We start from the raw sequence: 12,388 nt of genomic DNA, 5'->3' as shown, positions 1-12,388 counted from the left end.
GTGTCAGGAAAACTCCAACCGGTCGGACGATGCCACCCGTCCGGGGCCGCTCGTAGACTCCTCGGCACCGGGGCCCGTGGGCGTGCACCGGGACCGAGAGGACGACGGTGACCGCTCCCCCCGCCGCGCGAGCACCCCGCGCCGCGTCCCAGGCCGCGACGGCGCGCGCGGCTGCTCCCGCGCCGGCGGCCCGACGCGGGCCGGCCCTGCGCGCGGCGCACGAGCGCGCGGCGGCGACGGGCGAGGTGCCGCGGCAGGCCGTCCGCCCGGTCGTGGCCGACTCCTGGACCCGCAGCGTGCGCAGCGGCGTCGACCCCGACCGCGCCGAGCCCCTGGTGGACCTCACCGACGCCGACCTCCGGGCCGCCCGCGCGCGGCACCCGCTCGCTGCAGCGCTGCCGGCCTGGCGGGGGCTCCTCGTCGAGCCGGGGCTGGGCTGGGTGGCCGCGCTGACGGACACCGAGGGCCGGCTGCTGTGGGTCGAGGGCGACGCCGCCGTGCGCCGGCGGGTGGGTGCCGTCGGGTTCGTCGAGGGCGCCGTGTGGCGCGAGGACTGCGCCGGCACCAACGCCCCCGGCACGGCCCTGGCCACCGGCCAGGTGGTGCAGGTGCTGGGCGCGGAGCACTGGGCGCGGCCCGTGCAGGCGTACAACTGCGTGGCCGCGCCGGTGCACGGGCCGGACGGGTCCGTCCTCGGGGTGCTCGACGTGACGGGCGGGCGCGAGGTGGCCAGCCCGATGGCGCGCTCGCTCGTGCGCGCGACGGCCGCGGCGCTCGAGGCCGCGGTGGCGGGGGTGGGCGCCCGTGCCGGTGCGGGTGCGGGTGCCGGTGCCGATGCGGGTGCCGGTGCGGGTGCCGATGCGTCGACCGACGTGCCCCGGCTGGCCGTGCTGGGTGCCGGGGCCCCGACGCTGCAGGGGCGGGGCGGTGACGTCCGGCTGTCGCGGCGGCACGCGGAGATCCTCCTGCTGCTGGCGGAGCACCCCGCCGGGCTCACGGGGGAGGAGCTCGCGGTCCTGCTGTGCGAGGACGAGCTGTCGGCGGTGACGGTCCGCGCGGAGGTGTCGCGGCTGCGGCGGGCGGTGGGGGACCTGCTGGCGTCCTCGTCGCCCTACCGGCTGGCGCTGCCCGTGACGACGGACCTCGCCGCGGTGCGGGCGGCGCTGGGCGTCGAGGACCTGGCCGTGGCGCTCGCGGCGTACCCCGGGCCGGTGCTGCCGCGCTCGGTGGCGCCGGGGGTCGTGCGGGTCCGGGAGGACCTGTCCGCGTGCGTGCGCGCCGCGGTGCTCGCGGGCCGGGACGTCGGCGCGCTGCAGCGGTGGACGGCGTCCGACGAGGGTCTCGACGACTGGGACGCCTGGTGCCGGCTGGCCGCCCTCACGGCCCCCGGCTCGGCCGTGCACCTGCGGGCGCACGCCCGGCTGGCCCGCCTGTCCGACGAGCTGGCCGTCGCCGGACCGGCCCTCGTCGGGCCCGCCCTCGTCGGACCGGCCCTCGTCGGACCGGCCCTCGTCGGGTCGGCCCTCGTCGGGACCCGGACGGGCGGTGCCCCTCACCCGCGCGCCGCAGCTGCAACGTCGCTGCAACGCCCCCGCTCCTAACGTCGGCCCCGGAGCGCGGCGAGGAGGCCGCGACCCGGGCGCGGCCCTCCGCCGAGGGCGGGCCGCAGCCCCCGACCGTGCAGATCGGTGGAGCAGGCATGACCGTCTACGCAGCACCCGGCCAGTCCGACAGCAAGGCCACCTTCCGCGAGCGCTACGACCACTGGATCGGCGGCGAGTACGTCGCCCCGGCCAACGGTCGCTACTTCGAGAACCGCACGCCCGTCACCGGCCAGGTGTTCTGCCAGGTGGCCCGCGGCGACGCGGACGACATCGAGCGCGCCCTCGACGCGGCGCACGGCGCGGCCCGCACGTGGCGCAAGACGTCCGCCACGGAGCGCGCGACCATCCTCAACAGGATCGCCGACCGGATGGAGCAGAACCTCGAGCTCCTCGCGGTCGCCGAGACGTGGGAGAACGGCAAGCCGGTGCGCGAGACGCTGGCGGCGGACATGCCGCTGGCCATCGACCACTTCCGCTACTTCGCGGGGGCGGTGCGCGCGCAGGAGGGGTCGATCTCCGAGATCGACGAGGACACGATCGCGTACCACTTCCACGAGCCGCTGGGTGTCGTCGGGCAGATCATCCCGTGGAACTTCCCCATCCTCATGGCGGTGTGGAAGCTGGCGCCGGCGCTGGCGGCGGGCAACGCCGTCGTCATCAAGCCGGCCGAGCAGACGCCGGTGTCGATCCTCGTGCTCATGGAGCTCATCGCGGACCTGCTGCCGCCGGGCGTCGTCAACGTCGTCAACGGCTTCGGCGTCGAGGCGGGCAAGCCGCTGGCGTCCTCCCCGCGCATCCGCAAGATCGCCTTCACGGGGGAGACGACGACCGGGCGGCTGATCATGCAGTACGCCGCGCAGAACATCATCCCGGTGACCCTCGAGCTCGGCGGCAAGAGCCCGAACATCTTCTTCGAGGACGTCGCGCGCGCCGACGACGCGTTCTACGACAAGGCACTCGAGGGCTTCGCGATGTTCGCGCTCAACCAGGGCGAGGTCTGCACCTGCCCGTCGCGGGCGCTCATCCAGGAGTCGATCTACGACTCCTTCCTCGCCGACGCGGTGAAGCGCACGGAGGCCATCGTCCAGGGCAACCCGCTGGACACCGCGACGATGATCGGCGCGCAGGCGTCCAACGACCAGCTCGAGAAGATCCTGTCCTACATCGAGATCGGCAAGGGCGAGGGCGCGAAGGTCCGCACCGGTGGGGGCCGGGCCCACCTCGACGGGGACCTGGCCGGCGGCTACTACGTCAGCCCGACGATCTTCGAGGGCAAGAACTCCATGCGGATCTTCCAGGAGGAGATCTTCGGCCCGGTCGTCGCTGTGACGTCGTTCTCCGACTACTCCGACGCCATCGGCGTCGCCAACGACACGCTGTACGGCCTGGGTGCCGGCGTCTGGACCCGCGAGGGGTCCATCGCCTACCGCGCGGGCCGGGACATCGAGGCCGGCCGCGTGTGGACGAACTGCTACCACGCGTACCCCGCGGCCGCGGCGTTCGGCGGCTACAAGGGCTCGGGCGTCGGCCGCGAGAACCACAAGATGATGCTCGACCACTACCAGCAGACGAAGAACCTGCTGGTCAGCTACTCCGGCCAGAAGCTCGGCTTCTTCTGACCGGGCCGGGTCGCCGTCGGGTCCAGACCCGGGCCCGGCGGCGGCCCCCGGTCCGCAGGTGCACGCACGGCGAGGGAGCGGTCATGACCGAGGCAGGAGCGGCACCCGTGCCGTCGCGGGTCGACGTCACGGAGGAGGCCGCGGCACTGCTGCGCGACCTGCGGGGGCAGCACGGCGAGCTGATGTTCCACCAGTCGGGGGGGTGCTGCGACGGCTCGTCGCCCATGTGCTACCCCGCCGGCGAGTTCCTCACGGGCGACGTGGACGTCCACCTGGGCGACCTCGACATCGGTGGGGGCGGCGTCGTGCCGGTCTGGATGACGCGGGCGCAGTACGCGTACTGGAAGCACACGCACCTGACCATCGACGTCGTCGACGGGCGCGGCGCGGGCTTCTCGCTGGAGGCGCCGGAGGGCCGGCGGTTCCTCATCCGCTCGCGGATCTTCTCCGACGAGGAGTGGCTGGCCCTGCAGGACGCGCACCTGGTCTGACGGGCGCCGGACGGCCGGGCCGTGGTGCCGCTGAGCGGGTCGCGGCGCCGACGCCGCTGCTGGTGTCGAACGTTTTCCACACCGACCCTTGACCGCGTGGGAGCGCGTTCACGGGAGTGTCCGCTCCGGCCCGCCCGGGCCACCGCCGTCACCGCTCTGCTCAGCACGCTGCTCGCGGGGGTGGTCGTCACGGCCACCGCCGGCGGCGCCCAGTCGGCCACCTGTGCCGACGTCGACGTGGCGTTCGCGCGCGGCACGGGCGAGACGCCGGGGCTCGGCGTCGTCGGCACGTCGTTCGTCCGGGCCGTCACCGCGGAGCTGGCGGGCTCGAGCGTCTCGTCGTACGCGGTGGACTACGAGGCGAACAGCTCGCAGACCAGCGCGGTCCCCGGCTCGGCCGACATGGTCGCGCACGTCGAGGCCGTCGCCGCCGCCTGCCCGGGCACGCGGTTCGTCCTCGGCGGGTACTCCCAGGGCGCCACGGTGACCGACAAGGTCGTCGGCGTGCGGACCGCGTCGTCCTACGGCACGCAGCTGCCCGCCGCCACGGCCTCGATCCAGGCGACGACGGGCCCGTTCGCGGTGTCCACCACCACGGTGTCGTCGACGTCGGTCCGCGGCTTCGGGGGCGGCACGATCTACTACCCGACGACGACCGCCGGCACCTTCGGAGCCGTCGCGATCGCGCCCGGGTACACCGCGCGGCAGTCGAGCATCTCGTGGCTGGGCCCGCGCCTGGCGTCGCAGGGGTTCGTCGTCTTCACCATCGACACCTTGACGACCTCGGACCAGCCCGCCTCGCGCGGTGACCAGCTCCTGGCCGCCCTGGACCACCTGACGACGGCGAGCAGCGTGCGCACCCGCGTGGACGCCACCCGCCTGGCCGTCATGGGCCACTCCATGGGCGGCGGCGGCTCGCTCGAGGCCGCCAAGGACCGGCCCTCGATCCGCGCCGTCATCCCCCTGACGCCGTGGAACACCGACAAGACGCGGCCCGAGGTGACGAGCCCGACGCTGATCATCGGGGCGGAGAACGACTCCACGGCGTCCGTCGCGTCGCACGCGATCCCGTTCTACGAGAGCCTCGGCAACGCGCGCGAGCGGGCCTACCTCGAGCTCGACGGGGCCAGCCACTTCGCGCCGAACTCCCCGAACACGTCGATCGCCGCCACCAGCATCGCGTGGCTCAAGCGGTTCGTGGACGACGACACCCGCTACACGGCCTTCCTCTGCCCGGGGCCCGGGACCGGCGGTGCGCTGTCCGACTGGCGCACGAGCTGCCCGATGTGAGGCCGGCATCCCTGACCGGGCCGGCTGCCGCTACGGTGCGGCCATGACCGCCACCGACGAGCCGCAGGCACCCGCGCCCGACACGAAGGACTGGACGTGGGTGCTCGAGCGCCCGTGCCCCGACTGCGGGTTCGACGCCCGCACGGTGGACGTCCGCGGGATCGGCGCCGCCGTGCGCGCGGACGTGCCGCGCTGGCAGGCGGTGCTGGCCCGGCCCGACGCCCGGCGCCGGCCGGCCCCGGGCGTCTGGTCGCCGACGGAGTACGCCGCGCACGTGCGCGACGTGCTGGACGTCTTCTCCGGGCGCGTCCGGCTGGTGCTCGACGAGGACGACCCGCTGTTCCCGAACTGGGACCAGGACGCCACCGCCCTGGCGGAGCGCTACGACCTGCAGCACCCGGACGACGTGGCCCGCGCGCTCGCCCGGCGGGCGGCGACGACCGCCGCGCTGTTCGATGCCGTGCCCGACGACGCGTGGGAGCGCCCCGGGCGGCGGTCGAACGGCTCGGTCTTCACCCTGGCGACCCTCGGCGCGTACTTCCTGCACGACGTGCGCCACCACCTGCACGACGTGCGGGGCTGACCGCTACACCAGGTCCAGCTCGGGGTCCGGCTGGGGGTCGGGGTCCGGCTCGGGCCGGGCGGCGGCCACGCGGTCCCGACCGGAGCCCTTGGCCGCGTAGAGGGCGCGGTCGGCGGCGGCGTACAGGTCGTCGAACGACCAGCCGGGACGCGCGACGGCGTAGCCGACGGACACCGTCAGCCGCAGCGGGCTGCCGGCCGTGCCCGCCCCGGCCGTGCCCGCTCCGGACGAGCGCGCGGCGGTGTGCAGCGCGCGGGCCCGCTCGTCGACCGTCGGCCCCGTGCCGCGGACGAGCACGGCCAGCTCGTCGCCGCCGATCCGGGCCAGGACGTCGGACGGACCGGCGACCGCCCGGAGCGCGGCCGCCAGCTCGACGAGCGCGGCGTCCCCGGCGGGGTGCCCGTGCACGTCGTTGACCTGCTTGAACCCGTCGACGTCGAGGAGCACGAGGCCGACGTGCGGCCGGACGTCGCCCGGCCGGCCCGTGACGAGCGCGGCCTCCGCGGCGGCGGAGAGGCTCCGCCGGGTCAGCAGGCCGGTGAGGTCGTCGGTGGAGGCCAGCTCGTCGAGGCTGGCGATGAGCCGGCGCTGCTCGTCGATGAGACGCTCGCGCTCGCGGCCGGCGGTCATGAGCACGGCCGTGATGACGGGCAGCGTCGTGGCCGCCAGCAGCAGGTCGCGCAGCGCGTCGCCGACCGGCAGCAGCGTCAGCACGATCACCGCGTCGCACAGCACCGCGAAGACCGTGATACCCCAGGCGAAGCCGCGGCGGAACTGCGAGGCGCCGTACACCACGGCGTAGACGAGGCCCAGCTGCCCGGCCGCCGACGGGTCGTCGACGGACACCGCCACGAGCACGGTCACCACGGGCGCCAGCACCGCGACCGCCGGCCACACGAGCACCGGCACCCGGTCGGTCCACCAGCGCTGCGCGACCGCGACCAGCACGTAGACGGCGACGACGGCGACGGCCGACAGCGCGCTGGCGGCCGTCGCGCCCGGCCGGTCCTGGAGCTGGGCCAGCAGCTCCCACGCGAGCGTCGCGGCGCCGCCGAACAGCACGACCACCCACCAGGCGCGGGCGGCGGAGAGCCGGTCACGTGGCTCGAGGGCCGTCAGCACCGCACGCATGCGCCGATCATGGGCGACGAGGAGGGGCGCCCGTCGGGACCTCGGGGCCCGGACCAGCGGATTCACCCGGACGAGCGTGCGACGGCCGGCGCGCGGCGACCGGGGTGCGGCGGTTCAGCGCGCGGCGGCGCCCAGGCGGGCCGACAGCTCGTCGGCGGTCTGCGGCGCGCCGAGGTGGAAGCCCTGCACGTGGGCGCAGCCCAGCTCGCGCGCGACGGCCAGGGTCGCCTCGTCCTCCACGCCCTCGAGCACGACGTCGCGGCCCAGCGCCCGTCCCATCTCGAGCAGCGCGCCGACGACCGCGGCCGCCTCGCGCCGGCGCAGCCGCCGGGTGAGGGACCGGTCGACCTTGAGCACCCGCGCCGGCACGTCGAGCACGCGGCGCAGCGACGACCACCCCCCGCCGAGGTCGTCGAGGGACAGCCCGCACCCTTCCGCGACCAGGGCCCGCGCGCCCCGCTCGGCCTCCTCGCCCAGGAGGCTCCCCTCGGTCACGTCGAGCAGCAGCCGCTCGGGCGCCACGCCACCGGCGTCGAGCAGCGCCCGCACGGTCGCGGGCAGGGCCGGGTCCGCGAGCTCCGCGGCCGACAGGTTGACGAAGAGCCGCTGCGGCGACCGGGCGCCCAGGCCCCGGTCCCAGTCCGCGAGCTGCGCGACCGCGCGGGCGACGACGAACCGCCCCAGCCGGCGCTCCAGGCCGCCCGCGCCGGCGACGTCGAGCACCTGGCCGCCGGAGAGCAGCCCGCGCACCGGGTGCCGCCACCGCACGAGGGCCTCCACGCCCCAGGCCGCGCCCGTCGGCGCGCGCGACGGGTCCGGGCCGACGTCCTGCACCGGCTGGTAGTGCACCTCCAGCGCGTCGGCGTCCAGCGCGGCGCGCAGGTCCGCGACGAGGGACGGCGTGGCGTGCGCGGCCAGGTCGCGGGCGTAGCCCTCCGGGTCCTCGACGGCGACGCCGCCCCGCCCGGCGCGCTTGGCGCGGTACATCGCCGCGTCGGCGCGCGCGAGGAGCGTCTCGGGCCGGACCGCGGGGTCGTCGGCCACCGCGACGCCCACGCTGACGGACGGCGTCACCGTCCGACCGGGCAGCACGAGCGGCTCGGCCACGGCGGAGACCACCCGCTGGGCGACCGCGACCGCCTCGGCCGGGGAGCGCACGTCCTCGAGCAGGACGACGAGCTCGTCGCCGCCGATCCGCGCCAGCACGTCCGGCGGCCGCAGCCGGGCCCGCGCGCGCCGGGCGCACGCCCGCAGCAGCGCGTCGCCCGCCGCGTGCCCGTCGACGTCGTTGACGTACTTGAGGCCGTCGACGTCGAGGAACAGCAGCGCCACCGTGCCCGTCCCGCTGCCTGTCCCGCTGCCCGTCCCGCCGCCCGTGCCGCCGCCCGTCGCGCTGCTCGTCCCGCCGCCCGCCCCGCTGCCCGCGCGCGCACCGGCCCGCGCCGCCCGGGCCAGCGCCCGCTCCAGCAGCTCGAGCAGCACCCAGCGCAGGGGCAGGCCCGTCAGCGCGTCGTGCATGGCGTGGTCGGCCAGCTCGGCACGGGCCGTGCGCGCCTCGTCGCGGTCGGAGGCGAGCACCACCCAGAGCGTGGCGAGCCGCGCCAGCCCTTCCAGGACGGCTAGGTCCTCGCCCGGCAGCCGACCCGGCTCGGCGCGGAAGACGTCGAGCGTGCCCCACGTCCGCCCGCGCGCGACGAGCGGGACGGTCGTCACGGCGGCCAGCCCGCGCTCGGCGGCCCGTGCCATGAACGCGGGCCACCGGCCCTCCGCGGCCAGGTCACCGACGTCGAGGACCTCGCCCGACGCGCGGGCCTCGACGCCCGGCCCGCTCTGCTGCTCGGCCTGGACGGCCTCCACGTCCGCGCTGGCGGGGTCCGTGGTGTGCACCACCGACAGCCGTCCCCCCTCGTCGGCGACGAGGACGCCGGCCGCCGGCAGGGCGAGCACCTCGGCCACGCCCTCGGCGAGCAGCCGGAGCACCTCGTGGGCGTCGACCTCGCCGAGGACGGCGCCGGTGAAGGTGGCGAGCACGCGCTCGAGCGCGTCGAGGTCGGTCATGCCGGCCGCCCCCCGCACGGCGCCGGCGGCCGCAGCGCGGCGGTGATCGCGTCGGCGGGCTGCGGCCGGCCCAGGTGGTAGCCCTGCGCGTGCGTGCAGCCCAGGGCCGCGGCCAGGTCGAGGGTGGCGGCGTCCTCCACGCCCTCGAGCACGACGGTCCGCCCGAGCGTGCGACCCATCAGCAGCACGGCCTTGACCAGCGCCGACGCCTCCGGGCGCGTCGTCAGCTCGCGGGTGAGCGACCCGTCGATCTTCAGCGCGGCGTCGGGGATGTCCACCACGCGCGACAGCGAGGAGTACCCGACGCCCAGGTCGTCGATCGCCACGCCGCACTCCAGCTCCTCCAGCGCGCGCACCGCCGCCGTGCCGTGCTCGCTGAGCAGGCCTGTCTCCGTGAGCTCGAGCGTGAGCCGGCGCGGCGGCACCCCGACGTCCGCGAGGACCTGCGCGACCCGCCGCGGCAGGTCGGGCTGCGCGAGCTCGGCCGCCGAGACGTTGACGAACACCCGCTGCGGGCTGCGCGCGCCGAGGGCGGCGTCCCACCGCGCGAGCTGGGTGACCGCCTCCCGCAGGGCCCACGCGCCGATGTCGACGAGCAGGCCGCCGGCCTCCGCGACGTCGACGAACGCGCCCGCCGTCAGCAGGCCGCGCTCGGGATGGCGCCACCGCAGCAGGGCCTCGACGGCCCAGGGCACCGCCGGCCCGTCGCCCCCGGGCCCGTCCTGCTCTGTCACCGGCGCGTCCGCCGGCCCGTTCGTCGGCCCCTTCGTCGTCCCGGGCACCGGCAGCGCGTGGATGGGCTGGTAGTGCAGCTCGAGGCGGCCCTCGTCGAGCGCCTCGCGCAGCTGCCCCAGCAGCCGGGCCTCGCCCGTCGCCTCGCGGTCCGCGGCGTAGCGGGCCGGCTCGAACAGCTCCACGCAGCCGCGGCCGGTCCGCTTGGCCCGGTACATGGCGGCGTCGGCGTGCGCGACGAGGGCGTCCGCGGTGGCGCCCGGCTCGTCGGCCAGGGCCACGCCGGTGCTCGTCGAGGGGTGCAGCGTGACCGTGCCGCCCCAGGGCAGGTCGAGGACGAGCGGTGCGCCGACCGCCGCGGTCAGCCGCCGGGCCACCTCGACGGCGGCCTCGGGCCCGCCGGCGTCCGCGAGCAGCACGGCCAGCTCGTCGCCGCCCATGCGGGCCGCCACGTCCGTGGCCCGCAGCCCGGCCCGCAGGCGCGCGGCGCACGCCTGCAGCAGCCGGTCGCCCGCGGCGTGCCCCCAGGTGTCGTTGACGTACTTGAGGCCGTCGACGTCGAGGAACAGCAGCGCCACCTCCTCCCCGCCGCGCGCACGGCGGGCGAGCGCCCGGTCGACGTGCTCGAGGAGGACCCGCCGCACGGGCAGCCCGGTCAGCGGGTCGTGGCCGGCCCGCCGCGCGAGGTCGTCCCGCGCCGCGCGCGCCGCACCGCGGTCGGCGTCGACGACGAGCAGGGCGGTCGCCAGCCCGACGAGGCGGTCCAGCGCGCGGCGGCCGTCGTCGTCGGGCGGGGGCGTCCCCGGAGCGGCGCGCACCTCGAGCACGGCCCACGTGCGTCCGCGTGCCTCGAGGGGCAGGCGGGCCACGAGCTCGTCGGCAGGGGCGTCGGCGGGCCCCTCGACCCGGGGTCCCGCGGGATCGCCGGGGAGGAGGACCCGGGCGGTGGCCGTGCCGGGCGGCAGGCCGAGGACCTCGGGGGCCCGCGCGGCGAGGCGCGCGAGCACGTCGTCGGCGTCGACGTCGTCGCCCGGGGGACCGGCCGCGGTGGTGAAGGCGTCGAGGACCGTCAGCAACGCGTCCCGACGCCCTCTGCCGACCACCACCTCCGCACGGTACGCCCGACCCGCCGCCGCACGTCCCGCGGGGCGCGGACCAGGATGCGCCCGCAGGGGCGTCGTCGCACGTCAGCGCGCGGGTGAAGCCTGCTGGCCCGGGACCGGCGGGCGCGGGTCCGTCGGGTCGCCGGCCAGTACCGCCCGGGCCCGGCCGCGGCGCTTGGCGTCGTACAGCGCGCTGTCGGCCGCACGGACGAGCGCGAGCGGCGGCGTGCCGGCCCCGCCCACGGCCACGCCGGCGCTCGCGGTGACGACGACCTCCTCACCGCCGCCCGCGTGCCCGCCCAGCGACAGGGGTCGGCCCAGCGCGTCCACGACCCGCCGCGCCAGCCGCAGGGCGTCGTCGGCGGACGCGAGGTCGGGCGACACGACGAGGAACTCGTCGCCGCCCATGCGCGCCGCCGTGTCCGCGTCCCGCACGACGGACCGCAGCCGCGCGGCCCGCTCGACGAGGACGCGGTCGCCGACGGCGTGCCCGCGGCGGTCGTTGACGTCCTTGAACCCGTCGAGGTCGACGTAGACCACCGCCACGAGCCCGCCGACCCGGGTCAGCCGCGTCACGGCGAGCTCGAGGTGGTCCAGCGCCAGCACGCGGTTCGGCAGGTCGGTCAGCGGGTCGTGCAGCGCCTGGTGCGCGAGCGCGGCCTCGGTCACGCGGCGCTCGGTGACGTCCAGCACCTCCAGCAGGCAGCCGGTGTCCCCGTCGACCTCGGGCAGCGGCCGGACGCTGACGACGACGAACGCGGTGGTGCCGTCCGGGCGCTGCAGCGTGCGCTCGCCGAGGTACTCCTCGACCCCGTCGGAGGCGCAGCGCCGCACGCCCTCGGGCACCTCGGCGCCGTCCTGCGGCCCGACGAACGCGAGCGGGTCGGCGCCCACCAGGCCCTCGCGCGGGACGCGGACGAGGTCGGCGAGCACGGGGTTGACGGCCACCACGCGGGCCGGGCCCGCCGGCGGGACCGCGAGGACCGCCATCGCGACCACCGAGCCCTCGAACAGCCGCCGGAAGCGGTCCTCGCCCCGCCCGTGCGCCACCCGCCACCGGTGCGCGGCAGCCCCCGCGCGGCGCAGCGCGAGGGTCAGCACCAGACCGGCGAGGGCGACCGCGGCGGCCAGCGCGGCGACGAGCCACCGGTCCGCCGCCGGCCGTGCCCGGCCGGCGGCGGCACCGGCGGCCGCGCGCACCTCGTCCACCTGCACGCGCACCTCGTCCATGGCGGCCTTGCCCGTGCCGCCCGTGACGACCCGCACCGCCGCGTCGGTCTGCCCGGCGCGGGCCAGCGCGACGATCCGCTGCACGAGCCGGTCCTTCGCCGCGACCGCGGCGGCGAGCCGCTGGGCGGGGGCCGGGGCCGCCGGGACCTCCGCGGCCTCGGCCTGCAGGCGCTCGAGGGCGGCGGGCACGCGCTGCCGGCCCTCCTCGTAGGGCTGCAGGAACGCGTCGTCGCCGGTCAGCAGGTAGCCGCGCTGGCCCGTCTCGGCATCGAGGAGCGCGACGAGCAGCGCGTCGGCGGCCGCCGAGACCCGCTGCGACCGGTCGGCGCGGTCCCGGTCGCGGGCCACGGCGACCGCCGACGTCGCGCACAGCACGGCCAGCACCCCCGCCAGAAGCGCCGCCAGCAGCGCCGCCAGCAGCACCGTCCGTCGCCCCTGCGCCCGCACACCCGCCCCCGTCGCCGGCGGGCGGCCCGGTGCTGGTGACGCCCGCGTCGGGCCCATCGTCCCCGGCGCCCGCGCGCCTGTCCACGCGGGGACCTGCGCG

At 77.3% G+C, this 12,388-nt stretch carries 9 protein-coding genes; 5 read left to right on the top strand and 4 right to left on the bottom strand.

All coding sequences use genetic code 11. The features are described from left to right. The first annotated feature begins 107 nt into the window (after window positions 1-107). From AC2TDM_RS16435 to AC2TDM_RS16415, 5 genes are all read left to right on the top strand, one after another. Window positions 108-1,601 (top strand): GAF domain-containing protein, encoded by a 1,494-nt coding sequence (locus AC2TDM_RS16435; RefSeq protein ID WP_484635341.1) that lies wholly within the window; start codon window positions 108-110, stop codon window positions 1,599-1,601. Window positions 1,602-1,699: 98 nt separating this feature from the next. Then, entirely contained in the window at window positions 1,700-3,223 is a 1,524-nt protein-coding gene (exaC, locus tag AC2TDM_RS16430) for an acetaldehyde dehydrogenase ExaC (RefSeq protein ID WP_484635340.1), read from the top strand. 83 nt (window positions 3,224-3,306) lie between these two features. Then, complete coding sequence (locus tag AC2TDM_RS16425) at window positions 3,307-3,714, top strand: DUF779 domain-containing protein (RefSeq protein WP_484635339.1); 408 nt, start codon at window positions 3,307-3,309, stop codon at window positions 3,712-3,714. Window positions 3,715-3,894: 180 nt separating this feature from the next. Then, the gene (locus tag AC2TDM_RS16420; RefSeq protein WP_484635338.1) at window positions 3,895-5,004 is read left to right on the top strand and encodes a poly(ethylene terephthalate) hydrolase family protein; all 1,110 of its coding nucleotides are present in this window, start codon (window positions 3,895-3,897) and stop codon (window positions 5,002-5,004) included. Between the two features lie 43 nt (window positions 5,005-5,047). Beyond that, on the top strand, window positions 5,048-5,587 hold the full coding sequence (locus AC2TDM_RS16415) for a DinB family protein (RefSeq protein ID WP_090032599.1): 540 nt from the start codon (window positions 5,048-5,050) through the stop codon (window positions 5,585-5,587). Window positions 5,588-5,590: 3 nt separating this feature from the next. On the opposite strand, the gene AC2TDM_RS16410 is transcribed toward AC2TDM_RS16415, so the two are convergent. From AC2TDM_RS16410 to AC2TDM_RS16395, 4 genes are all read right to left on the bottom strand, one after another. Then, window positions 5,591-6,718: a GGDEF domain-containing protein gene (locus tag AC2TDM_RS16410; RefSeq protein ID WP_484635337.1), complete on the bottom strand. Its 1,128-nt coding sequence runs from the start codon at window positions 6,716-6,718 to the stop codon at window positions 5,591-5,593. 114 nt (window positions 6,719-6,832) lie between these two features. Then, window positions 6,833-8,776, bottom strand: coding sequence for a putative bifunctional diguanylate cyclase/phosphodiesterase (locus tag AC2TDM_RS16405; RefSeq protein ID WP_139224398.1), 1,944 nt, complete (start codon window positions 8,774-8,776; stop codon window positions 6,833-6,835). Next, window positions 8,773-10,614 carry a putative bifunctional diguanylate cyclase/phosphodiesterase gene (locus AC2TDM_RS16400; protein WP_484635336.1) on the bottom strand — a complete coding sequence of 614 codons (1,842 nt, stop codon included), beginning with the start codon at window positions 10,612-10,614 and terminating at the stop codon, window positions 8,773-8,775. The genes AC2TDM_RS16405 and AC2TDM_RS16400 overlap by 4 nt, the downstream gene beginning before the upstream one ends. An 81-nt stretch (window positions 10,615-10,695) precedes the next feature. Next, on the bottom strand, window positions 10,696-12,288 hold the full coding sequence (locus tag AC2TDM_RS16395) for a diguanylate cyclase domain-containing protein (RefSeq protein ID WP_484635335.1): 1,593 nt from the start codon (window positions 12,286-12,288) through the stop codon (window positions 10,696-10,698). Window positions 12,289-12,388 lie beyond the last annotated feature (100 nt).

The organism is Cellulomonas sp. plas2 (assembly GCF_057221735.1).
This window is presented reverse-complemented; position numbering and strand designations above follow the sequence as displayed.

Coding starts and splice junctions, on each gene's coding strand:
- AC2TDM_RS16415 (WP_090032599.1), top strand. CDS start 5,048: ATGACCGCCACCGACGAGCCGCAGGCACCCGCGCCCGACACGAAGGAC.
- AC2TDM_RS16410 (WP_484635337.1), bottom strand. CDS start 6,718: ATGCGTGCGGTGCTGACGGCCCTCGAGCCACGTGACCGGCTCTCCGCC.
- exaC (WP_484635340.1), top strand. CDS start 1,700: ATGACCGTCTACGCAGCACCCGGCCAGTCCGACAGCAAGGCCACCTTC.
- AC2TDM_RS16425 (WP_484635339.1), top strand. CDS start 3,307: ATGACCGAGGCAGGAGCGGCACCCGTGCCGTCGCGGGTCGACGTCACG.
- AC2TDM_RS16405 (WP_139224398.1), bottom strand. CDS start 8,776: ATGACCGACCTCGACGCGCTCGAGCGCGTGCTCGCCACCTTCACCGGC.